Source organism: Streptosporangium sandarakinum, assembly GCF_050942225.1.
Taxonomy (GTDB): Bacteria; Actinomycetota; Actinomycetes; order Streptosporangiales; family Streptosporangiaceae; genus Streptosporangium; species Streptosporangium nondiastaticum.
The window spans coordinates 4797402-4821520 of the sequence record NZ_CP192034.1 but is presented as its reverse complement, the minus strand read 5'-3'; the positions used below and the strand labels follow the sequence as shown (position 1 = coordinate 4821520).

13 protein-coding genes are annotated in these 24119 nt (G+C 72.8%); 4 read left to right on the top strand and 9 right to left on the bottom strand.

Annotation, left to right across the window (positions count from 1 at the left end):
• Nucleotides 1–966 (bottom strand): helix-turn-helix transcriptional regulator, encoded by a 966-nt coding sequence (locus ACQP10_RS22700; protein WP_179828362.1) that lies wholly within the window; start codon nucleotides 964–966, stop codon nucleotides 1–3.
• A 78-nt stretch (nucleotides 967–1044) separates the two neighbouring features.
• A complete protein-coding gene (locus ACQP10_RS22695) occupies nucleotides 1045–1398 on the bottom strand; it encodes a VOC family protein (RefSeq protein WP_389999006.1) in 354 nt (117 codons plus the stop codon).
• Nucleotides 1399–1494: 96 nt separating this feature from the next.
• Here ACQP10_RS22695 and ACQP10_RS22690 point away from each other — a divergent pair, with 96 nt between their 5' ends.
• Nucleotides 1495–1908, top strand: coding sequence for a pyridoxamine 5'-phosphate oxidase family protein (locus ACQP10_RS22690; RefSeq protein ID WP_389999002.1), 414 nt, complete (start codon nucleotides 1495–1497; stop codon nucleotides 1906–1908).
• Nucleotides 1909–2155: 247 nt separating this feature from the next.
• Here ACQP10_RS22690 and ACQP10_RS22685 read toward each other — a convergent pair whose 3' ends face one another.
• The 4 genes from ACQP10_RS22685 to ACQP10_RS22670 form a co-directional block, all read right to left on the bottom strand.
• The gene (locus ACQP10_RS22685) at nucleotides 2156–3244 is read right to left on the bottom strand and encodes a TauD/TfdA family dioxygenase (protein WP_179828365.1); all 1089 of its coding nucleotides are present in this window, start codon (nucleotides 3242–3244) and stop codon (nucleotides 2156–2158) included.
• Nucleotides 3241–8667, bottom strand: coding sequence for an amino acid adenylation domain-containing protein (locus ACQP10_RS22680; protein WP_433539674.1), 5427 nt, complete (start codon nucleotides 8665–8667; stop codon nucleotides 3241–3243). The genes ACQP10_RS22685 and ACQP10_RS22680 overlap by 4 nt, the downstream gene beginning before the upstream one ends.
• Nucleotides 8668–8699: 32 nt before the next feature.
• On the bottom strand, nucleotides 8700–13670 hold the full coding sequence (locus ACQP10_RS22675) for an amino acid adenylation domain-containing protein (RefSeq protein WP_433539673.1): 4971 nt from the start codon (nucleotides 13668–13670) through the stop codon (nucleotides 8700–8702).
• Between the two features lie 212 nt (nucleotides 13671–13882).
• Nucleotides 13883–14083 (bottom strand): MbtH family protein, encoded by a 201-nt coding sequence (locus ACQP10_RS22670; protein ID WP_433539672.1) that lies wholly within the window; start codon nucleotides 14081–14083, stop codon nucleotides 13883–13885.
• A 251-nt stretch (nucleotides 14084–14334) separates the two neighbouring features.
• Here ACQP10_RS22670 and ACQP10_RS22665 point away from each other — a divergent pair, with 251 nt between their 5' ends.
• Nucleotides 14335–14871 carry a YbhB/YbcL family Raf kinase inhibitor-like protein gene (locus ACQP10_RS22665; RefSeq protein WP_433539671.1) on the top strand — a complete coding sequence of 179 codons (537 nt, stop codon included), beginning with the start codon at nucleotides 14335–14337 and terminating at the stop codon, nucleotides 14869–14871.
• 250 nt (nucleotides 14872–15121) lie between these two features.
• Here ACQP10_RS22665 and ACQP10_RS22660 read toward each other — a convergent pair whose 3' ends face one another.
• From ACQP10_RS22660 to lysA, 3 genes are all read right to left on the bottom strand, one after another.
• Nucleotides 15122–20218, bottom strand: a complete 5097-nt coding sequence (locus ACQP10_RS22660; protein ID WP_433539670.1) for an amino acid adenylation domain-containing protein — start codon at nucleotides 20216–20218, stop codon at nucleotides 15122–15124.
• 164 nt (nucleotides 20219–20382) lie between these two features.
• Nucleotides 20383–20583 carry an MbtH family protein gene (locus tag ACQP10_RS22655; RefSeq protein WP_189248796.1) on the bottom strand — a complete coding sequence of 67 codons (201 nt, stop codon included), beginning with the start codon at nucleotides 20581–20583 and terminating at the stop codon, nucleotides 20383–20385.
• A gap of 292 nt (nucleotides 20584–20875) precedes the next feature.
• Nucleotides 20876–22156 carry a diaminopimelate decarboxylase gene (gene lysA / locus ACQP10_RS22650; RefSeq protein ID WP_433539669.1) on the bottom strand — a complete coding sequence of 427 codons (1281 nt, stop codon included), beginning with the start codon at nucleotides 22154–22156 and terminating at the stop codon, nucleotides 20876–20878.
• A 145-nt stretch (nucleotides 22157–22301) separates the two neighbouring features.
• Here lysA and ACQP10_RS22645 point away from each other — a divergent pair, with 145 nt between their 5' ends.
• Nucleotides 22302–23183: an ABC transporter substrate-binding protein gene (locus tag ACQP10_RS22645; RefSeq protein ID WP_346022357.1), complete on the top strand. Its 882-nt coding sequence runs from the start codon at nucleotides 22302–22304 to the stop codon at nucleotides 23181–23183.
• Complete coding sequence (locus ACQP10_RS22640; RefSeq protein WP_346022356.1) at nucleotides 23174–24112, top strand: amino acid ABC transporter permease; 939 nt, start codon at nucleotides 23174–23176, stop codon at nucleotides 24110–24112. The genes ACQP10_RS22645 and ACQP10_RS22640 overlap by 10 nt, the downstream gene beginning before the upstream one ends.
• Nucleotides 24113–24119 lie beyond the last annotated feature (7 nt).

The window sequence follows — 24119 nt, the reverse complement described above, 5'->3', positions numbered from 1 at the left end:
TCAGCGCTCGCCGGGGTCGCTCCCGCCGCCGTGGCGGGCGACGAGTTCGGCGCCGATGCGGGCGAGCTCGTCACGGACCGAGCGCGGTTCGACGACCTCGACCAGCGCGCCCCAGCCGGCGAGGTCGCGGGCGATGTCCAGCGGGGTGGGGGCGGCGAGGCGGACCCGGACGCGTCCCCGGTCGGGTTCGCCGTCGATGTGGCAGTGCCGTCCGAAGCGGTCGCGCAGGATCGGCGCGAACCGCTCCTCGATGAGCACGGTCGCCCAGGTGCGGGAGCGGCGCCGCTCGACCTGGTCGACGACCTCCTGCCAGGCGGCGGCGAGGACGAAGTCGTCCGGGCGTTCGGCGGGCTCGCCGGTCGGCTCGGCCTGGGCGACCCGGTCGACGCGGAAGGTGCGCCGCCCCCGGTCGGTCCCGGCGAGGAGATACCAGACGTCGTCCTTGTCGATCAGGCCCCACGGGTCGACCAGCCGTTCCGTCCGCTCCCCGGCATGATCGGCATAGGTCAGGCGGACCCTGCGCCTCCGGATCACGGCGCTCTGCAGCAGGTCGACCATCGGGGGCCGGGGCCTGTCGTGTTCGCCCCACCGGACGGGGTCGGTCACCGTGGCCTCGGCGGCGGCCTCGGCGTCGGCCCGGAAGGTCGAGGGCAGGGCCCGTACGAGCTTGCGGAGCGCCGCCCTGGCCTCGGCCGAGACGGATGCGGCGGGGCCGACGAGCAGGAAGAGCGCCCGCGCCTCGGGCGCCGTCAGGCCGCTGAGATCGGTACGGGCGCCGCCGACCAGGGACCAGCCACCGCCGCGGCCGGGCTGGGGGTAGACGGGGACGCCCGCGGCCGACAGCGCCTCAAGGTCACGGCGGGCGGTGGCGACGGACACCTCCAGCTCGGTGGCCAGCTCGGCGGCGGTCACCCGGCCACGGGCCTGCATCAGCAACAGGACGGCCACAAGGCGATCGGCGCGCATGGTCCGGATTCTTCCGCTGGTCCGGATTCTTCCGCAAAGCGGGCGGAGCGGTCAGCGCTCATGGTCCGGCCTCGGCGCTCATGGCACGGCCCCGGCCACGAAGCAGAACTCGTTGCCCTCGGGGTCGTGCATGACCTGGAAGGCGCCGACGGCGTCGCGCTGCGCCGCGCCCGACCGCCGTCCGCCCAGCGCGACGGCCGCGTCGGCCGCGCCGGTGAGATCCTCCACCTCGAGGTCGAGGTGGAGGCGGTTCTTGCCGGAACGCGGCTCCGGGACCCGCTGGAAGGCCAGGCGCAGCCCTTCCGGCGGGTCGATGTAGGACCAGCCGGGGTCGCGGTCCACGGGTGCGGCGCCCATGAGCGCCCCCCAGAACGCGGCGAGCCGCGCCGGGTCCGCGCAGTCGACGACGAGCTGACTCTGACGGATGATCACCCCCCGATCGTACGGCCCTGTTCGGGTCGTATGGGAGGATTCCGGCTCGGTGGTGGGACAGGCATCCGGCCGCGGAAGGGAATCGAAGGAAGAGGTATGGACATCGGGAAGGACGGCGTGCTGAAGGGGCAGGGGGAGGAGTTCCGCGAGTTCTGGCGGGAGCGCCACCTGTGCACGCTGACCACGCTCCGGGCCGACGGCACGCCGCACGTCGTCCCCGTGGGGGTGACGCTGGACGTCGACTCCGGGATCGCCCGGGTGATCACCTCGGGCACGTCGCTGAAGGCCCGCAACCTGCCGGAGGCGGGCGGGGAGGGGGCGCCGGTGGCGGTCTGCCAGGTGGACGGGCGCCGCTGGTCCACCCTGGAGGGGCGGGCGGTGATCCGCCGCGACCGCGAGGCGGTCGAGGACGCCGAGCGCCGGTACGAGCTGCGCTACCGCAGGCCGCGGGAGAACCCGGCCCGGGTGGTGATCGAGATCAGCGTCACCCGGGTGCTGGGCAACGTCTGACACCGCCGGTCACGCGGCCGGTGGGAGGACGCCGCGGGTCACTCGGCCGGTGGGAGGACGCCGCCGGTCACGCGGCCGGTGGGGGCGCCGACGGTCCGGGGAGGTGTCCGGGTCGCCGGGACGGGCGCCGGCGGAGAACCCGGGAGAACCGGACCGGCCGGTCCCGTGCCGCGGAGGGCGGCGCGGGACCGGCCGGTGGGGACGGTCGCGCGGGCGGTCACCGGGTCGTCGGCGACCGCCCGGCGGGTCAGGAGCGGCGGCCGAACCAGCGGCGCTTGCCGGGCTTGGCGTCCTGCGGGGCCGCGGCGGGGGCGGCGGCCGCCGCGGCGAGCGGCTTGGCGAAGCCGGCCAGCGGCTGGACGGTGGGAGAGCAGTCCGCCAGCGCGATCGGGTCGCCCATGGCGACCACGATCTTCCGCTGGCCCTTGAACGCCTCGCGGGCGTGCGCGGCCAGGATGTTGTCGACGATCAGGATGTCACCCACCCGCCAGGTCTCCCTGGTCGTGGCCCGGCGGTAGGCCTCGTCGATCGTCTCGATGTCCTCCTTGGAGATCGGCTCCCCGTCGCCGTAGGCGGTGTTGAAGGGCAGGTTCTCGTGGCCCAGGTCATCGATGAACACCTCGCGGACGTCCGGGTCGAGCGCCCACTCGTTCCAGAAGACCGTGTGGTTGAACCAGACCTCCTCACCGGTTCCGGGGTGGCGGATGGTGGCCGAACGGCGCTGCCTCGTGCGGAGCTGGTCGTCGCCGACCCACTCGTGGGCGATGTGGTTCTCCGCGCAGTAGGCGGCCACCTCGTCCCTGTCCTCGGTGGCGAAGGCGGTGCGCCAGCCCAGGCTGATGTGCTCGCCGTAGTTGCGCACCAGCGACCAGCCGTGCTCGCGGAAGCGGTCGGCGAGCGGTGCGGGGATGTCCCGCAGGACCTTGCGCACGTCGGTGGTCGGCGTCGCGCCGCCCTCGTCGGGGGCGACGAGGCAGCCGAACATCAGGATCCCGGGGAAGTTGAGCGCGTAGCTGTTCTCGTTGTGCGGGCGGATCGCGTGTGACGGCGGCAGGTCGGTGGAGGAGTAGACGTCCTTGCCGAAGTGGCTGCGCGGGGTGGCCTTCTCGACGTACCCGGCGAGCTTGGAGACCAGCGCGTCCCGGACCTCGGCGAAGTCCTCGATGGTCTTGACCGGCAGCCCGCGCAGGTAGACGGAGCCGTGCTCGTCCAGCCCCGCGCGGATGGCCTCGCGGCTCTCCCGCAGCCACTCGCAGGTCTCACCCAGGTCCGCGCCCTGGGCGTCGGCCGCGGCGGGCCTTTTGTCCCTGACCTCCCAGTCGATGGTGGTGTTCATGCGGCGTGGGTCCTTTCCAGCTCTTCGATGCCGATGAGGTCGTCGGGCTTGGCGTCGGGCACCTCGTCGTCGAAGCGCGCCAGCGTCCTGACGCGCAGACCGGCGAGGGTCAGCAGGCCCATGGCGAGCCCGCAGATCAGGTAGAACAGCCCCAGCCCGCGTCCCGGGCCGGTGCCGATGAGCGCGCCGACGGTTCCGGCGAGCGGGCCGCCGGCGGCCATCAGCGGGTCGAGCAGGGGAGCGGCGAGCGGCGCGACGACGCCGAAGCCGATGGGCACGGTCGCCGCGGCGATCATGGTGTTGACCGCGATGATCCGGCCCTGGAAGCGGTGCGGCACCTTCACCTGGATGATCGTGGCGATGATGCCGTTGATCAGCGACAGCGAGAAGGACATGCCGAACGCGCCGACGCCGATCAGCCACAGGTTGGGCTGCAACCCGGTGACCAGGCCCGCGAGGGCCATCAGCCCGGCCGAGGCGATCGCGCCGCGCAGCTTGCGGTGGGTCGGGCCGCCCCACAGGCTCATCACCAGGCCGCCCACGATCGCGCCGGCGCCGCCCGCGACCGCCACCGTGCCGGCGGCGGCCAAGGTGGAGAACGACAGCACCAGCGGCGAGACCATGACGAACATGGGCGCCAGGAACAGGTTCACCCCGGCGAAGAAGAACAGCATCGCGCGGAAGCCGCGGTGTCCCAGCGAGTACCGGAAGCCGTTGACGATCTCCGCGGAGATCGGCTCGCGGCGGCGCAGACCCAGCGCGGTGGGGAACTTCACCAGCAGGACCACCAGGACGGCGAACGCGTAGGCGGCGACCTGGACGGTCAGGATGCCCTCCAGCCCGATCGCGGCGAGCATGCCCACCGCGATGAGCGGGGCCAGGAACTGCCCGCTGCCGATGGCGAGCTGCACGATGCCGTTGGCGTGGCCCAGGTAGCGCTTGGGCACCAGCTGCGGTATCGACGCCTGGTAGGCGAGCCGCTGGAACGTCACCGAGACGGAGACGATCGCTATCAGCCCGTACAGCGGGCCGACGGTGAGCCGGTCGGTCAGCAGCAGCGCGAGCATCACCGCCTGGGTGAGGCCCGACGCGGCGTCACCGGCGATCATCACGCGCCGCCGGTCGTAGCGGTCGACCACCGCGCCCGCCAGCGGCGCCACGACGATGCCCGGCACCAGGGCGAGCAGCGCGATGAGCCCGAAGTGGGCCATCGACCCGGTCTTCTGGAAGATCCAGATCGGTACCGCGAACTCGGTGAGCGCCGACCCGACCAGCGACACCAGCTGGCCCAGCGCGATGGGCAGGAAGCGGCGCATGCTCGGCTCGCGCTCGGTGCGCGCGGCCTTCCGGTGCACGGTCTCCTGCAGCCACCAGGTGCCGCCCGCCTCGCGGGAGTGCTCCCGCCGCCAGGCGTCGTCGGCGCGGTGCGTCCCGGTGACGATCCGGGCCAGCTCGTCGGCGCGGTACTTGGGGAAGAAGTGCCCGGCCTCGTCGATGACGACCAGCGACGCCGTCTCCGACAGGAAGCACCACTCCTTGAAGCGCTCCTGGTAGAACTCGGTGCTGGGGTCGCGCTCGCCGACGACCGAGACGATCGGCGCCTTCAGCCGCGGCTGTTCGGTGGCGAACAGGTCGGTGAAGTACTCCTCGGCCATCCGGCCGTCCTGGCGCATCAGCTCGACGGTGAACGTCACCTGTTCCTCGTCGAGGCCGGTCATGTCGCCGCCGAGCGCGCGCAGCTCGGCCGCGATGCTGCGGGTGCCGTGCAGGCGGTCGTTGATCAGCGTGCTGAGCGGGCCGAGGAAGCGGCCCCTGGGCTTGGCGAACGGGAAGATGCCGCCCAGGTAGAGGGCGTCCAGCTCACGTCCGGACGCCTCGACCTGCTTGGACAGCTCGATGGCCAGGGCGCTGCCCGGCGCGCAGTGCCCGTAGATGACCAGCGGGCCCTGGATGTGCTCGGCGATCTCCTTGACGCACTGCGCGGCGACCTCCTGGAAGGGAAGCTGCGCCTCCTCACCCGGCTCACGGCCGGGTGCGGCGACCGCGTAGAGGGAGTAGCCGGCGGGCATCGCGTCGGCGAGCGTCTGGTAGACGACCGCGTTGGCGCCGCCGTACGGCACGCAGACGACGGTGCCGAGGCGGTCCTTCGGGGCGATCGGGCGGGTCAGCTCGGCGAGCATCCGGCGCGGCCCGGCCGTCTCCCCGCGCCGCTCGACGATCAGCTTCGCGAGCTGGGCGACGGTCGGGTTCTTGAACATCTCCAGCACGCCGATCGGCGGCTTGCTGTCGGGGAACGCCTTGCGCATCCTCGCCACGACCTGGGTGGCCAGCAGAGAGTGGCCGCCGAGGTCGAAGAAGTCGTCGTTCGCGCCGACCTGCTCCAGGTCCAGCACGTTCGCCCAGATGGTGGCGACGGCCTCCTCGACGGGCCCCTCCGGCGCGGTGTAGCCGGCCCGCTGGTCGGCGCGCTCCGGCTCGGGGTCCGGCAGGGCGCGGCGGTCCACCTTGCCGTGCGCCTGCAGCGGGAACCGGTCCAGCCAGGCGAACCGTCCGGGGACCATGTACTCGGGCAGCCGGTCCAGCAGGTGCGCCCGCAGCTCGGCCACCGGCGCCTCCGCGGCGTCCGGCTCCTTCTCCAGCCAGGCCACCAGGTGGTCTCCGCGCAGGTCCACCACGCCCTGGACGACGCCGGGCAGGGTGCCGAGCGCGGCCTCGATCTCGCCGAGCTCCACCCGGTAGCCGCGGATCTTCACCTGGTGGTCGGTGCGGCCCAGGAACTCCAGCCGGCCGTCGTCGAGCCGGCGCACCAGGTCGCCGGTGCGGTACATCCGCGCGCCCGGCTCGCCGTAGGGGTCGGCGACGAAACGCTCGGCGGTCAGCCCGGGACGGCCGAGGTAGCCGCGCGCCAGGGTGTCGCCGCCGATGTACAGCTCACCGGCCACGCCCGGCGGGACCAGGCGCAGCGCCCGGTCCAGCACGTAGACGCGGGCGTCGGGCAGCGGGCGGCCGATGGGCCAGGCCGTGCCGGGCGCCGCCGCCTCGGGGTCCACCCGCTCGGTGGTCACCGCGACGACCGTCTCGGTGGGACCGTAGCTGTTGAAGATCGCGCAGTCGGTGCGGGCGGCGAGGTCGCGGACCCACGCGGTGGGCGACGCCTCGCCCGCCAGGATGAGCGCCCGGCGCGGCAGCAGCCGCTCCGGCTCCACCTCGGCGCCCAGGGCGGCGAGGTGCGAGGGCGTCATCTTCAGGTAGTCCAGGTGCGCGATGGCCTCGGCCAGCTCGTGCCCGGAGCCGCGGCGCGGCAGCTGGTGCAGGGTGCCGCCGCCGGTGAGCGGCAGGTAGAACATCAGCATGCTGAAGTCGAAGGCGAGCGACTGCAGCAGGCCGAAGTGGGCGTCCGGCACGATGCCGTACTCGGCGCGGATGTACTCCAGGTAGGCCACGATGTGGCGGTGCTGGACGCCGACGCCCTTGGGGCGGCCGGTGGTGCCGGAGGTGTAGATCACGTAGGCGAGGTCGCCGGGGCCGGCCAGCGGCTCCAGCGGGCCGTCGTCCTCGTCGGAGGTGTCGCCGAGCCGGTCGAGCTCCACGACGGGACCGGTGAAGCCGGGCGCCCTGTCCCGCAGCGACGAGCTGGTGACCAGCAGGACCGCTGAGGAGTCGGCGAGCAGGAACTCCAGCCGGTCGGTCGGCTGCTCGGGGTCCAGCGGCAGGTAGGCGCCGCCCGCCTTGAGCACCGCGAGGATCGCCACGGCGGCGTCCACGTTGCCCTCCAGGCAGATCGCGACGCGGGCGTCGGGGCCGACGCCCATCCCGCGCAGCCGCCTGGCCAGCCGGTTCGCCCGGCCGTGCAGTTCGGCGAAGGTGAGCGACCGGTCTCCGGCCACCAGGGCGCGGACGTCCGGGGTCCGCTCCGCCTGGGCCTCGGCCATCTCGCCGAGCGTGCGGTACGACGGCTCCCAGGTGCGGGTGCCGGCCCACTCGCCGAGCAGCGCCTCGCGCTCGGCGTCGCCGAGCAGCGACACCTCCGACAGACGGCGCCCGTGGTCGGCGACGGCCTGCTCCAGGAAGCGCCGCATCGCGCGCTCGACGCGCTCGACGGACGCGGCCTCGAACAGGTCGGTGCGGTAGGTGAAGAACCCCTCCAGCCCCTCGTCGGCCTCGGTGACGTACAGCGCGAGGTCGAACTGGGTGATGGTGAGCGGGAACTCGAACGGCGCGATCTCCAGCCCGGCGACGCCGCGGGCCGGCTCCGCCCGGTTGTTCAGCGCGAAGGTCACCTGGAAGATCGCCGACCGGCTGGGGTCGCGCTCCACCCGCAGGTCGTTGACCAGCTGGTGGAAGGGGTAGTCCTGGTGGCCGAGCGCGCCCAGCACGGTCTCCCGGGTGCGCAGCAGGTGTTCGGCGATCGTCGGGTCGTCCCCGGTACGGCCGCGCAGCGTCACCATGTTGACGAAGGAGCCGACCACGCCCTCCAGCTCCCGGTAGGGCCGTCCGGCCACCGGCGAGCCGACGCCGAAGTCGTCCTGGCCGGCGAGCCGGGCGAGGACCGCCTGGTAGGCGGCGAGCAGCGTCATGTAGAGCGTGGCGCCGTGCGCCCTGCCGAGCTCCCGGACCGCCTCGGTCAGCTCCGCGTCCCAGGTGAAGGCGGACAGCGCGCCCTCGAAGCGCTGTTCGGCCGGGCGCGGGTGGTCGGTGGGCAGTTCCAGGTCGGGCATCCCGGTGAGCTGCTCGCGCCAGAACGCGACGTCGGGCTCGACCTCGGGGCCGCCCAGCCGCTCCCGCTCCCACACGGCGAAGTCGCCGAACTGCGCCTGCGGCTGCGGCAGCTCCACCGGGGTGCCGTCGCGCAGCCCGGCGTACAGGGCGAAGAGCTCGTCGGCCATGATCTCCAGCGACCGGCCGTCGCTGACGACGTGGTGTACGGCGAGCAGCAGCACGTGGTCGTCCGGCGCGATGCGGACCAGCGTCGCCCGCAGCAGCGCGTCGGCGGCCAGGTCGAACGGCCGCCTGACCTCCTCCCCGACGATCTCGGCCGCGCGGGCGGCGTCGTCCGCCGCCATGACCTTCAGCGTGGCGGGGCCGGGCTCGTCGATGACGACCCTGGGCCGCCCGTCCTGGCTGGGGAAGCGCATCCGCAGCGCCTCGTGCCGGGCGACCAGCGCGGTCAGCGCGGCCTCCAGCAGCGCGGCGTCCAGCTCACCGGTCAGCCGCAGCGTCAGCGGCATCGTGTACGCGGTGTTGCCCGGGGCGAGCTGCTCCATGAACCACAGGCGTTCCTGTCCGCTGGACGGCGGCGGCTCGGTCTCGGGGGACCGGGGCCGGACCGTGACGGTCGCCGCCCGTCCTCGTAATCGCTGCGCCAGCAGGGCGCGCTTGTCGGCCGAGAGCGTGACGGCGCGTTCCGACAGCTGGTCGGTCATCTACGGTTTCCTTCCTTGCGGGACAGCGGCGCTCAGGCGCCCTGTCCTTCGATGTCGGCGATCAGCAGTGCCTCCACGGCGTCGGCCAGCTTCTCGACGGTGGTGTTGGCGAAGATCACGTTGATCGGGATCTCCAGGTCCACGGCGGCCCGAATCCTGGCGGCCACCCTGATGGCGAGCAGGGAGTTGCCGCCGAGGGCGAAGAAGTCGTCGTGGACGCCGACGCGGGCGTTGCCGAGCACGTCGGTCCAGACGTCGGCGACGAGGTGTTCGGCGTCGGTGCGGGGCGGGACGAACGCGACGGCGGCGGTCTCCTGCCAGACGGGGGCGGGCAGGGCGCGGCGGTCGACCTTGCCGCTGTGGTTGAGCGGCAGGGCGTCCATGACCGTGAACGCGGCCGGGACCATGTAGGCGGGCAGGTTGTCCTCGGCGAAGCGCCGCACCAGGTCGGCGAGCTCGCCCTCGCGGCCGGCGTCCGCGACGCGCGGGACGAGGTAGGCGGCCAGCCGCCTGTCGCCGGGCTGGTCCTCGCGCACCACGGTCACCGCCTGCCTGAGCTCGGGATGCCGGCCCAGCACGGCGTTGATCTCCCCGAGTTCGATGCGGATGCCGCGGATCTTGACCTGGTCGTCGACGCGGCCGAGGTAGTCGAGGGTTCCGTCGGGCAGCCGGCGGACGAGGTCGCCGGTGCGGTACATCCGTTCGCCGGGTCGGCCGTGGGGGCAGGCGACGAAGCGTTCGGCGGTGAGGTCGGGGCGGTGCAGGTAGCCGCGGGCCAGGTGTTCGCCGGCGATGTAGAGCTCGCCGGGGACGCCGGGTGGGGCGGGGTTGAGGTGGTCGTCCAGGACGTAGGCGCGGGTGTTGTCCAGGGGGCGGCCGATCGGGACGACGGGGCCGGGGGTGGTGATGGGGTGGGCGGTGGCGTAGACGGTGGTCTCGGTGGGGCCGTAGCCGTTGTAGACGGTTGTGGCGCCGGCGGCCAGGACGTGGGCGACGGCGGTGGGGGAGGCGGCTTCGCCGGCGATCCATAGTTCGGGGACGCGGGCGAGCAGGGTGGGGTGGTCGGGGGCCAGGACGTTGAACAGGCCGGTGGACAGGAAGATCGCGGTGACGTGTTCCTCGTCGAGGGCCCAGGTGAGGGTGGTGGCGTCGATGACGCCGGGGGGTGCCACGACGATGGTGCCGCCGCCCAGCAGGGGCACCCACAGTTCGTACATGGACACGTCGAAGGAGGAGGCGGTGTGGAACAGGACCCGCCGGTGGGCGGGGCCGTGCCAGAGGCGGTCGGTGGCGAAGGAGCGGATGTTGCGGTGGGTGACGGCGACGCCCTTGGGGGTGCCGGTGGATCCGGAGGTGAACATCGCGTACACCAGCCGGTCCGCCGCGATCTCCAGACCGAGGTTCTCCGGGTCGCTCTCCTCGGTGGCCGTCATCGCCTGGACGCCCTCCACGGCCCGGGCGTGCTCGGCCAGCTCGTGCTTGGCGTAGACGGCGTCGGTCAGCACCACCCGCGCGCCGGTCCGCTCGGCGATCCAGCGCATCCGGCTCACCGGCAGGCCCGGGTGCAGCGGCACGTAGGCGCCGCCGGCCTTGGTGACGGCCAGCATCGCCACCACCACGTCGGCCGAGCGCTCCATGAGCACCGCGACCGGTGACTCCGGCCCGACGCCGGCGGCGAGCAGGCGGCGGGCCAGGGCGTTGGCCCGGCCGTTGAGCTCGGCCGCGCTCAGCCGGGCCTCGCCGCAGACCACCGCCTCGGCGTGCGGGTCGGCCGCCACCCGAGCCTCGAACAGCTCGGCCAGGTTGCCCTGCGGGGTGGGGGCGGCGGTGTCGTTCCACTCCGTGAGCAGTATGCGGCGTTCGGCGGGGTCGAGGAGGTCCACCGCGCCGATCGGGACGTCGGGGTCGGCGGCGACGGCCTCCAGCAGCCGCACCAGCCGCGCCGCGATCGTCTCGGCCGTGCCCCGGTCGAACAGGTCGGTGGCGTACTGCAGCACACCCTCCACCCCGGCAGCGGCGCCGTCGGCGGAGCCGCCGTCGGTGAAACCGAACAGCAGGTCGCACTTGGCGCCGCCGAACCCGTACAGCGAGTACGCCGGATCCAGCGCCATCGTCAGCCCCGCGCCCCCACTCTCGGCGGGGGAGGTGTTCACCAGGCCGAGCATCACCTGGAACAGCGGGGTACGGCCCGGCACCCGCGGCGGGTTGATCGCCTCGACCAGGTTCTCGAACGGCACGTCCTGGTTGGCGAAGGCGGCCAGGTCGGTCTCGCGGACCCGGGCCAGCAGCTCGCGGAAGGTCGGGTTCCCCGAGGTGTCGGTGCGCAGCACCAGCGTGTTGGCGAAGAAGCCGACCAGGTCGGTCAGGGCTTCGTCGGTGCGGCCGGCCACGGGGGCGCCGATCGGCACGTCGGCGCCGGCGCCCAGCCGGGTCAGCAGCGCCGCCAGCCCGGCCTGCAACGTCATGAACAGCGTCGCCTGATCGGCCTGGGCCACCGCCAGCAGCCGCCGGCGCAGGCCGGCCGGAAGCGTGAAGGACACCGACTCGCCCAGGTGCCCGGGCGCCGCCGGCCAGGGCCGGTCGGCGGGCAGCGCGATCTCGTCGGGCATCCCGGCCAGCGTGGCGCGCCAGTGGGCGGTCTGCTCGCCCATCAGGCTGCCGGGGTCGGCGGGGTCGCCGAGCAGTTCGCGCTGCCAGCGGGCGTAGTCGCTGTAGCGGACCGGCAGTGGTTCCCAGCCGGGTTCCTGGCCGCGCACCCGGGCGGCGTAGGCCGTGGCCAGGTCGCGCTCCAGCGGGCCGAGGGACCACCCGTCGATCGCGATGTGGTGGAACAGCAGGGCCAGCACGTGCTCGTCCCGCCCGCCGGCCGGCGGCAGCGCGAACAGCTCCGCCCGCATCGGCGGCTCCGACGCCAGGTCGAACGGCCGCAGCGCGGTCCGCCGGATCGCGGCGTCCAGCTCCGACCCGTCGACGATCCCGGTGACGGTCAGGTCCGGCAGGCTCTCCAGCACCCGGGGCTCGGGACGGCCGTCCCGGGCGGGGAAGACGGTGCGCAGCGTCTCGTGCCGCCGGGCCACGTCGGCGACCGCGGCGCGCAGCGCCTCCCGGTCCAGCCGGCCCGACAGCCGCAGCACCAGCGGGATCGTGTAGAGGCTCACGCTCTCGGCGAGCCGGTCGGAGATCCACAGCCGCGACTGGGCGAACGACGGCTCCGGGCGTCCGGACTCCCCGCCGCTGGCCAGGACCGGCCTGGGCCGGCCGCCGCCCTCACCGCCGGCCCGCTCGATCCGGGCGGCGAGCGCGGCGACGGTCGGCGCCTCGAAGATCTCGCGGATCTGGAGCTCGGTGGAGAAGGCGGAGCGGATGGCGGTGACGGCGCGCATGGCGAGCAGGGAGTGGCCGCCGAGGGCGAAGAAGTCGTCGTCGATGCCGACGCCGGGTACGGCCAGCAGTTCGGCGAACAGCGCGCAGAGCCGTTCCTCGACGGGGGTGCGCGGGGCCGTGCCGGAGGCCGTGGTCTCCGGGGCGGGCAGGGCGCGGCGGTCGACCTTGCCGTTGTGGTTGAGCGGCAGCGCCGCCAGCACGACGAACGCCGACGGCACCATGTAGGCGGGCAGCGTCTCCCCGGCCGCCCGCCGTACCCGGTCGGCGAGCTCACCGGTGTCCGCGCCCGGACCGGCGTCCGCGGCGCGCGGGACGAGGTAGGCGACCAGCCGCCTGTCGCCGGGACGGTCCTCCCGGGCCAGGACGGCGACCTGGGCCACCTCGGGGTGCCGCGCGAGAGTCGCCTCGATCTCACCCAGCTCGATGCGGAAGCCGCGGATCTTCACCTGGCCGTCGGCGCGCCCGACGAACTCGAGGTCCCCGTCGGGCAGACGCCGCACCAGGTCACCGGTGCGGTACATCCGCGTGCCCGGCTCTCCGTGGGGACAGGCGACGAAGCGTTCGGCGGTCAGATCCGGCCGGCCCAGGTAGCCGCGCGCCAGCTGCTCCCCGGTGAGGTACAGCTCGCCCTCGTCGGCGGGCCGCAGGTTCCCGTCCAGGACGTGGACGCCGACGGCGTCCAGCGGGCGGCCGATGGGAACGGCGCCCGACGGGGGTTTCTCCACCGGGTAGGAGACCGAGAACGTCGTGTTCTCGGTGGGGCCGTAGGCGTTGTGCACGATGCCGTCGGCGAGGACGATCCGCTCCATCGCGGCGGGGTGGGCGGCCTCGCCGCCGGTCCACAGCGAGGGAATCCGGGCCAGCAGCTCCGGCGCCTCCTCGGCGAGCACGTTGAACAGGCCGGTCGTCATGAACGCCGCGGTGATCCGCTCGTCGTCCAGCATCCGGGCCACCGTCCCGGCGTCGGCGGCGCCGGGCGGCGCCATGACCACGACGCCGCCGTTCAGCAGCGGCACCCACAGCTCGTAGGTGGAGGCGTCGAAGGCGAACGAGGAGTGCGACAGCACGCGGTCGTGCTCCCGCCAGCGGTGGTCGGCGGCGAAGGAGAGGATGTTGCGGTGGGTGACGCCGACGCCCTTGGGGGCGCCGGTGGAACCGGAGGTGAACATCACGTACGCCAGCCGGTCGGCGGCGATGTCCAGGCCCGGGTTCTCCGGGTCGGTGTCGTCGCCCACGGTCAGGGAGGCGGCGTGCTCGGTCAGCTCGTGGCCGGCGTGCGCCGCGTCGGTCAGCACGATCCGCGCGCCCGCCTGGTCGAGGATCGCCCGCATGCGGGCGACCGGATAGGCCGGGTGCAGCGGGACGTAGGCGCCGCCGGCCTTGACGACGGCCAGCATCGCCACCGCCACGTCGGCCGAGCGCTCCATGAGCACCGCGACCGGTGACTCCGGCCCGACGCCGGCGGTGAGCAGGCGGCGGGCCAGGGCGTTGGCCCGGCCGTTGAGCTCGGCCGCGGTCAGGCGGACCTCGCCGCAGACCACCGCCTCGGCGTGCGGAGCCGCCGCCACCCGCGCCTCGAACAGCGCGGCAAGGCTCCGCCGCAAAGAAATCGGGTTCACGGAATCTCCAGGTTCAGGGCACGGGGACACAGGGGCCCCAGGGCACGATGAGGCGAAAAGCCGAACCGATGGCACAGGCGCTGTTCAGCCACGGCTCAGCCGCGCGGAATATCCGGTCCTGAACACGGCTCGTGGCGGTAGTCGCCCGGAGAGAAGGAAATCGGTGCCCCTTTCAGGACACTGATGCCCTTTTTAGGGCCTTAATGCCCTTTTTAGGACGTCTGCAGGCTACGCGGCCGCATGTCGGCCCAGTTCGCGTTGATGAAGTCCAGGCAGCTCTGTCGGCTGTCCGTTTCGTGCGCGATGTCCCATCCGCCGGGAACTTCGGCGGAGGCCGGCCAGAGGGAGTACTGTCCCTCGCCGTTCACCAGGACGAGGTAACTGCCGCTCTCATCGTCGAACGGATTGCTCATGGAAACTCCGTGCTTTCGGAAACGGTCTCGTGGACGTCTTTGTCAACCGGAACGCAGGGTTACCGCACATCACCGGAAAGCGACCGATCCCACCGTCTAAGTCACTAACACCCCGAAGGGGGAGTATCTCCTATGCATGTGCAGTAATGTCAACTCTTGACGCTGAGCGGAAAAGTGATGTCAACCCTTGACACTGAGGGGGAAAGTGAACAGGATCCCCTCAGCCAGGAGTCAGGAACGAAGACGGGGGAATGATGGCCGGTCGCGCGCCCATGCCATACGACTATCTACGGCAGGTGCCGGCTTTCACGGTCGTCAGCGACGACCTGGTGCACGGCGAGGTCCTGCCCGACGCGCACGTCTACGAAGCCGGCAACGTCTCCCCGCACCTGCGCTGGTCCGGCGCGCCGGCCGGGACGAAGAGCTACGCGATCACCTGCTTCGACCCGGACGCCCCCACCGGCAGCGGCTGGTGGCACTGGGTGCTGGCCGACATCCCGGCCGACGTGACCGAGCTGCCGCGCGGCGCGGGCAGCGGTGACATGGAGGGGCTGCCCAAGGGCGCCCTGCACGGCCGCAACGACTACGGCACCTTCGACTTCGGCGGAGCGGCCCCGCCTCCCGGCCCGGCCCACCGCTACGTCTTCGCCGTGCACGCCCTCGGGGTGGAGAGCATCGAGGTCACCCCCGACCAGACGGCCGCCGTCTTCAGCGGCACGATCAACCACTACGCCCTGGCCCGCGCGGTGCTCGTCGCGGAGTACGGCGTGCCGGACTCCGCGGTCTGACCGGCCGTTCGGCGCCTCGGGCCCCTCACCCGCCCCGGTTCACCGGCGGGTGAGGGGCCCGAACGCTTTTCCGGCACCCCGTCTCCTCCGGACACCGCTCCCCTCCGGCCGTCCGATGTCCTTCGGGCATCCGGCACGGCTCGCCCGGCCTGCCGCGGCATACCGGATCGGCATGCCGCGGCGGCCGGGCGGCGGGCTCGGGGTTCTGCTCCGTGGATTCTCGCCGTGACGAGGATCCACAAGACAGGTCCTAGTGACCTCCGGCCTCGATGTCGGCGATCAGCAGTGCCTCCACGGCGTCGGCCAGCTTCTCGACGGTGGGGTTGGCGAAGATCACGTTGATCGGGATCTCCAGGTCCACCGCGGATCTGATGCGCGACCGCACCCTGATGGCGAGCAGGGAGTTGCCGCCGAGGGCGAAGAAGTCGTCGTGGACGCCGACGCGGGTGTTGCCGAGCACGTCGGTCCAGACGTCGGCGACGAGGTGTTCGGCGTCGGTGCGGGGCGGGACGAACGCGACGGCGGCGGCCTCCTGCCGGGCGGGGGCGGGCAGGGCGCGGCGGTCGACCTTGCCGCTGTGGTTGAGCGGCAGGGCGTCCATGACCGTGAACGCGGCCGGGACCATGTAGGCGGGCAGGTTGTCCTCGGCGAAGCGCCGCACCCGGCCGATGAACTCCTCCGCGCCCACGCCCGGGTGGGCGCCCGAGGCCCCGTCCGCCCCGGCGGCGGCATCCGTCCCCGTTCCCGCGTCCGTGGCGCGCGGGACGAGGTAGGCGGCCAGCCGCCTGTCCCCGGGCTGGTCCTCCCGGGCCAGGACGACGGTCTGGGCCACGTCCGGATGGCGGCCCAGCACGTTCTCGACCTCGCCGAGTTCGATGCGGATGCCGCGGATCTTGACTTGGTCGTCGACGCGGCCGAGGTAGTCGAGGGTTCCGTCGGGCAGTCGGCGGACGAGGTCGCCGGTGCGGTACATCCGTTCGCCGGGTCGGCCGTGGGGGCAGGCGATGAAGCGTTCGGCGGTGAGGTCGGGGCGGTGCAGGTAGCCGCGGGCCAGGTGTTCGCCGGCGATGTAGAGCTCGCCGGGGACGCCGGGTGGGGCGGGGTTGAGGTGGTCGTCCAGGACGTAGGCGCGGGTGTTGTCCAGGGGGCGGCCGATCGGGACGACGGGGCCGGGGGTGGTGATGGGGTGGGCGGTGGCGTAGACGGTGGTCTCGGTGGGGCCGTAGCCGTTGTAGACGGTTGTGGCGCCGGCGGCCAGGACGTGGGCGACGGCGGTGGGGGAGGCGGCTTCGCCGGCGATCCATAGTTCGGGGACGCGGGCGAGCAGGGTGGGGTGGTCGGGGGCCAGGACGTTGAACAGGCCGGTGGACAGGAAGATCGCGGTGACGTGTTCCTCGTCGAGGGCCCAGGTGAGGGTGGTGGCGTCGATGACGCCGGGGGGTGCCACGACGATGGTGCCGCCGCCCAGCAGGGGCACCCACAGTTCGTACATGGACACGTCGAAAGAGGAGGCGGTGTGGAACAGGACCCGCCGGTGGGCGGGGCCGTGCCAGAGGCGGTCGGTGGCGAAGGAGCGGATGTTGCGGTGGGTGACGGCGACGCCCTTGGGGGTGCCGGTGGATCCGGAGGTGAACATCGCGTACACCAGCCGGTCGGCGGCGATGTCGAGGTCGAGGTTGTCGGGGTCGGTGTCGGTGCCGACGATCAGGGGGGTGAGGTGTGCGGCCAGGTCGTGTCCGGCGTTGGCGGTGTCGGTGACGAGGACGGGTGCGCCGGTCTGTTCGGCGATCCAGCGCATCCGGGTCACGGGCAGGGCGGGGTGCAGGGGGACGTAGGTGCCGCCGGCCTTGACGACGGCGAGCATGGTGACGACGACGTCGGCGGAGCGTTGCAGCAGGGCCAGTACGGGGGTCTCGGGTCCGACGCCGGCGGCGAGCAGGCGGCGGGCCAGGGCGTTGGCCCGGCCGTTGAGCTCGGAGGCGCTCAGCCGGACCTCGCCGCAGACCACCGCCTCGGCGTGCGGGTCGGCCGCCACCCGAGCCTCGAACAGTTCGGCCAGGTTGCCCTGCGGGGTGGGGGCGGCGGTGTCGTTCCACTCCGTGAGCAGCATGCGGCGTTCGGCGGGGTCGAGGAGGTCCACCGCGCCGATCGGGGCGTCGGGGTCGGCGGCGACGGCCTCCAGCAGCCGCACCAGCCGCGCCGCGATCGTCTCGGCCGTGTCCTGATCGAACAGGTCGGTGGCGTACTGCAGCACACCGTCCACCCCGGCCGGGGTGCCGTCGGCGGTGAAGTCCTCGGTCAGACCGAGCAGCAGGTCGCACTTGGCGCCGCCGAACCCGTACAGCGAGTACGCCGGGTCCAGCGCCATCGTCAGCCCGGGCAGCTCGGCGCCCGCGCCGGGCGTGTTGAGCAGGGCCAGCATCACCTGGAACAGCGGCGGGCGGCTGTAGACCCTGGGCGGGTTCAGCGCCTCCACGAGCTGCTCGAACGGCACGTCCTGGTTGGCGAAGGCGGCCAGGTCGGTCTCGCGGACCCGGGCCAGCAGCTCGCGGAAGGTCGGGTCGCCCGAGGTGTCGGTGCGCAGTACCAGCGTGTTCGTGAAGAAGCCGACCAGGTCGGTCAGGGCTTCGTCGGTGCGGCCGGCCACGGGGGCGCCGATCGGCACGTCGGCGCCGGCGCCCAGCCGGGTCAGCAGCGCCGCCAGCCCGGCCTGCAACGTCATGAACAGCGTCGCCTGCCCGCCCCGGGCCACCGCCAGCAGCCGGGCGTGCAACTCGGGTGACAGGCTCAGGGACACCGCCTCGCCCCGGTGCTCGCTCGTCGCGGGCCGGGGCCGGTCGGCGGGCAGCGCGATCTCGTCGGGCATCCCGGCCAGCGTGGCGCGCCAGTGGGCGGTCTGCTCGCCCATCAGGCTGCCGGGGTCGGCGGGGTCGCCGAGCAGTTCGCGCTGCCAGCGCGTGTAGTCGCTGTAGCGGACCGGCAGTGGTTCCCAGCCGGGTTCCTGGCCGCGCACCCGGGCGGCGTAGGCCGTGGCCAGGTCGCGCTCCAGCGGACCGAGGGACCACCCGTCGATCGCGATGTGGTGGAAGGCCAGCACCAGGACGTGCTCACCGCCGTCGCCGGGCTCCGCCGTTCCGGCCGGCTGTGTGGCGGTCCCCGGTGACCGTACGGCCCGCGCGTCCCCCGCGTACGTCGGCGCGAACAGCTCCGCCCGCATCGGCGGCTCCGACGCCAGGTCGAACGGCCGCAGCACCGTCCGCCGGATCGCGGCGTCCAGCTCCGCCTCGGCGACCTCGGTCACCGTCAGGTCCGGAATGCTCTCCAGCACCCGCTGCGTCGGCCGGTCCTCCCGGGCGGGAAAGACGGTGCGCAGCGTCTCGTGCCGTCGGGCCACGTCGGCGACCGCGGCGCGCAGCGCCTCCCGGTCCAGCCGGCCCGACAGCCGCAGCACCAGCGGGATCGTGTAGAGGCTCGCGTTCTCGGCGAGCTGGTCGACGAGCCAGACCCGGTACTGGGCGAACGACAGCTCCGAGCGGTCACCGTCCTCGGCGCGGACCAGCGCCGGCCGGGCGCGGACCGCGCCGTCGGTCTTCGCCTTCTCGATCCGTACGGCCAGATCCGCGACGGTCGGCGCCTCGAAGATCTCGCGGATCTGGAGCTCGGTGGAGAAGGCGGAGCGGATGGCGGTGACGGCGCGCATGGCGAGCAGGGAGTGGCCGCCGAGGGCGAAGAAGTCGTCGTCGATGCCGACGCCGGGTACGGCCAGCAGTTCGGCGAACAGCGCGCAGAGCCGTTCCTCGACGGGGGTGCGAGGGGCCGTGCCGGAGGCCGTGGTCTCCGGGGCGGGCAGGGCGCGGCGGTCGACCTTGCCGCTGTGGTTGAGCGGCAGGGCGTCCATGACCACGAAGGCCGAGGGGACCATGTAGGCGGGCAGGTTGTCCTCGGCGAAACGCCGCACCCGGCCGGTGAACCCCTCCGCGTCCGCATCGGCGCCGACGCCGGCGTCCGTTCCCGTGTCCGCGGCGCGCGGGACGAGGTAGGCGACCAGCCGCTTGTCGCCGGGACGGTCCTCCCGGGCCAGGACGACGGTCTGGGCCACGTCCGGATGGCGGTCCAGGACCACCTCGATCTCGCCCAGCTCCATCCGGATACCGCGGATCTTGACCTGGTTGTCCACCCGGCCGACGTAGTCGAGGGTTCCGTCGGGCAGCCGGCGGACGAGGTCGCCGGTGCGGTACATCCGCTCGCCGGGCTCCTCGGGGCAGGCGACGAAGCGTTCGGCGGTCAGATCCGGCCGGCCCAGGTAGCCGCGCGCCAGATGCTCGCCCGCGATGTAGAGCTCGCCGGGGACGCCGGGCGGGACGGGCTGAAGGTGGTCGTCCAGGACGTAGGCGCGGGTGTCGTCCAGGGGCCGGCCGATCGGCACGACGGGACCGGGCTCGGTGACGTGGTGCGCGGTGACGTAGATCGTGGTCTCGGTGGGGCCGTAGCCGTTGAAGACGTTGCCCCCGGCGAGGACCACCCGCTCCACGGTGGCCGGGGAGGCGGCCTCACCGGCGATCCACAGTTCCGGGACGCGGGCCAGCAGGCCGGGGTGGTCCTGCGCCAGGACGTTGAACAGGCCGGTGGTCAGGAAGACGGCGCTGACCCCCTCCCGGTCCAGGGCCCAGGTGAGGGTGGCGGCGTCGACGACGCCGGGGGGTGCCACGACGATGGTGCCGCCGCCCAGCAGGGGCACCCACAGTTCGTACATGGACACGTCGAAGGAGGAGGCGGTGTGGAACAGCACCCGTCGCTGGGCGGGGCTCTCCCACAGCCGGTCGGTGGCGAAGGAGCGGATGTTGCGGTGGGTGACGGCGACGCCCTTGGGGGTGCCGGTGGATCCGGAGGTGAACATCGCGTACACCAGCCGGTCGGCGGCGATGTCGAGGTCGAGGTTGTCGGGGTCGGTGTCGGTGCCGACGATCAGGGGGGTGAGGTGTGCGGCCAGGTCGTGTCCGGCGTTGGCGGTGTCGGTGACGAGGACGGGTGCGCCGGTCTGTTCGGCGATCCAGCGCATCCGGGTCACGGGCAGGGCGGGGTGCAGGGGGACGTAGGCGCCGCCGGCCTTGACGACGGCGAGCATGGTGACGACGACGTCGGCGGAGCGTTGCAGCAGGGCCAGTACGGGGGTCTCGGGTCCGACGCCGGCGGTGAGCAGGCGGCGGGCCAGGGCGTTGGCCCGGCCGTTGAGCTCGGCCGCGCTCAGCCGGACCTCGCCGCAGACCACCGCCTCGGCGTGCGGGTCGGCCGCCACCCGCGCCTCGAAGATTTCAGCAAGATTGGCCGATAAAGAGGGGTATTTCACGAAACCTCCATTTTGGAGCATGGCGGTGGACCTGCGGGGAGGAGGGAATCTCGTGGCCCGGGAGGCGCGGGCCGGGAGCGCGGACCGTGGTTCCGCGCTCCGGAAAAGCCGCGAAAAGCAGGAAGACCGGCGATGTGCCGGGCGGACGTGCGGGTTCCGCCGACTCAGGACCCGGAAAGGCTGCGCGGCCGCATATCGGTCCAGTGCGCGTTGATGAAGTCGAGGCAGCCCTGCCGGCTGTCCTCACCGTGCGCGACCTCCCAGCCGCCCGGGACGTCGATGGAAACCGGCCAGAGGGAGTGCTGTCCCTCGCCGTTCACCAGAACGAGGTAGCGGCCGTTTTCTTCTTCGAACGGGTTGCTCATGTGAACTCCGTGCCGTCAGGTGTGGTCGTCCGTGCCATCCGGTCGATCGGACGCAGCGGTACCACGCGGGGCCCACCGATGGCCGGACACACCTGTCCTATGTTGAAGTAGTGCGAATCCGGAGTATGCCGTTCGAGACCGCGGCGCTGTCAACCCTTGACAGCGCCGGAGAAACACCACAAGATCCCGCTATGCCGGGAATCACCGGCAGGAGACGGGGGAGAAGAACGATGACCGGCCGCGCCTCGCCGTCGCATGCCCGCACGCGCCGGACCCCGGCCCGCGCCCCAGGTCAGACGTAGAGGCGGAGCAGGTCCTCCTCGGTCTCACGGCGCACGATCACCCGCGCCGCCCCGTCGCGCACCGCGACCACCGGCGGCCTGGTCACGTGGTTGTAGTTGCTGGCCATCGACCGCTGGTAGGCGCCCGAGGCGGGGATCGCCAGCAGGTCGCCCGGCCGCACGTCGGCCGGCAGCGGCAGGTCGCGGACGAGCACGTCGCCGCTCTCGCAGTGCCTGCCGACCACGGTGATCGGCCGCTCCGGGGCGTCCGAGGCGCGGGAGGCCAGGACCGCGGTGTAGGCGGCGCCGTACATCGCCGGGCGCGGGTTGTCGCTCATCCCGCCGTCCACGCTGACATAGGTCCGCACGCCGGGGATGTCCTTGACGGTGCCGACCTCGTAGAGGGCGACGGCGGTGGGCCCGGCGATGGAGCGGCCGGGCTCGACGGCGAGCCGTACCCGGGAGGGCACGGCCGCGCGCAGCGCGGCGACCACCTCGGCGGGGCTCGGCGGCACCGGGTCGCCCGGCCGGTGCACGATGCCCAGGCCGCCGCCCAGGTCCAGCTTGGGGATGGTCACGCCGTGCTCGTCCTCGCAGGCGGTGAGGAAGGCGGCCATCCGGCCGGCGGCCAGGGCGAAGCCGCCGAGGTCGGTGATCTGCGAGCCGATGTGGGAGTGCAGGCCGGCCAGCTCCAGCGAGTCCTCCGCCAGGACGCGGCGGACCGCCTCGGCGGCCAGGCCGGCGTTCAGTGAGAAGCCGAACTTCGAGTCGTCGCCGCCGGTGGCGATGAACTCGTGGGTGTGGGCCGTGACGCCCGGGGTGACCCGGATCATCACGCGCTGGCGCGTCCCGGCCTCGGCGGCCAGGGCGGCGAGCCGCTCGATCTCGGTGAAGGAGTCCACGACCACGCAGCCGACGCCCCAGGCGACGGCGCGGCGCAGCTCGGCGACGGACTTGTTGTTGCCGTGGAAGACCACCCGCGCCGGGTCCATGCCCCCGGCCATGGCGACGGCCAGCTCGCCGCCGGTGCACACGTCGAGGCAGAGCCCGGCGCCGTCCAGCCAGCGCACCACCTGCGGGCAGAGGAACGCCTTGCCGCCGTAGTGCACCTCCCCGTCGGGGAGGGCGTCGCGCCACAGCGCGCAGCGGGCGAGGAACTCCTCCTCGTCGAGGACGTAGGCGGGCGTGCCGAACTCGGCGGCCAGGTCGCGCACGCCGATCCCGCCGAGGCGCAGCTCCCCGCCGGTCCACTCCGCGGTGCGCGGCCAGCCGTTCTCGATCACCAGGCTCATGGGTGACGACGGTAGGGCCGGGCGGTCGCCGCGCGGGCCGAGCATCGAATATTTCGGGGCTCAGACTCGCAAGCATTCAGGTGTGTTCGGGTCGTTATCCACCGTCGGCACGATGAGCTGCACTATTCGCAAAGCAGGAGGTTCCGTGACAAAGCGCCTGTATTCAGTCGTTGCTGCCGCGCTGGTCGTCTCGGCACTCGCCGGCGGCTGCGGGCGCTCGTCGTCGGGGAGCGACACGAGCGGCGCCGCCGCGGCGGCCGGCAAGTCCGCCAAGGACCTGGTGCCCGAGTCGGTGCGCAAGACCGGCGAGCTCCGGATGGCGACCTCGGAGGGCTACCCGCCCATGGAGATGTACAAGGAGGGCACCCAGGAGCTCATCGGCGTCGACCCCGACCTGGCCGCCGCCATCGCCGCCAAGCTCGGGCTCAAGGCCAAGGTGACCAACGCCGCCTTCGACGGCCTCGTCCCCGGCCTGCAGGCGAGCAACTGGGACATCGCCATGTCCTCGATGAGCGACACCGAGGAGCGCCGCGCGGCCGTCGACTTCGTCGACTACTTCAACGCCGGCGGCGCCATCATGGTCAAGAAGGGCAACCCCGAGGGCATCAAGACCCTTGAGGACCTGTGCGGCCGGTCCGTCGTGCTGGCCAAGGGCAGCTCCAACCTCGCCATCGGCCAGCGCCAGGACGCCAAGTGCGCCGACAAGATGAAGATCATCCAGAGCGAGGACGCCCCCACCGGCCTGCTGAGCATCGACTCCGGCCGGGCCGTCGCCACCATCGTCGACTCTCCCGTCGCGGCGATGTACGCCAAGGAGACCGGCAAGTACGACGTGCTGTCCGAGCAGTACGACGCCGGCCCCTGGGGCATCGCGATCGACCGGCGCAACGCCGGCCTGCGCGACGCCGTGGCCAAGGCAATGCAGGAGCTGATCGCCGACGGCGGCTACCGGCAGATCCTGGAGAAGTACGGCGTGGCCGCCAACGCCGTCCCCGAGGTCATGGTGAACACCAAGCCGTGGAAGTGACCAAGATCCCCGGAGAACCCGGGACCTCCGCCGCCGCCCAGGAGCCGGACCTGCCCATCGACGCGATCCGCCCGCCCCGGCCCGGCCGGTGGATCGCGGCACTCGTCGCCGGGTTCTTCCTGGTCTGGCTCGCCTACACGATCATCGTCAACGAGAACCTGCACTGGGACGTCATCGTCGCCTACCTCGGTGACGGCCGGGTCCTGGGCGGCCTGTGGGTCACCATCCAGCTCACCGTGCTGTCGATGGCCATCGGCCTGGCCCTGGGCGTCCTCGCCGCGGTGATGCAGCTGTCCGGCAGCGCCGTCCTGCGGGGCGCCTCGACCCTGTACACCTGGTTCTTCCGCGGCACCCCGCTGCTGGTCCAGCTCATCTTCTGGTTCAACATCGGCCTGGTCTTCCCCACCTTCGGCATCGGCGTCCCCTTCGACGGCCCCAAGCTGTTCGAGTGGCAGGCCAACGAGCTGATCACGCCCTTCACCGCGGCCCTGCTCGGCCTCGGCATCAACGAGGGCGCCTACATGGCCGAGATCGTCCGGGCGGGCATCCGCTCGGTGGACCCCGGCCAGCGCGAGGCGGCCGAGTCGCTCGGCATGTCGCACCGGCAGGTGCTGCGCCGGGTCGTGCTGCCCCAGGCGATGCGGGTGATCGTCCCGCCCACCGGCAACCAGTTCATCTCGATGCTCAAGACCACCTCGATGGTCTCGGTCATCGCCGGAGCCGAGCTGCTCACCGTCTCCCAGCGCATCTACCTGGGCAACTTCGAGGTCATCGCGATGCTGATCGTGGCCTCCATCTGGTACATGGTGCTCACCACCATCGCGAGCGTCGGCCAGCACTTCCTCGAGAAGCGCTTCGAGCGCGGTCACCACGCGCTGCCGACCAGGATCCGCCGCAACCTGCGGCCGTTCGGCAGGGGGAACGCGTGACGACCGG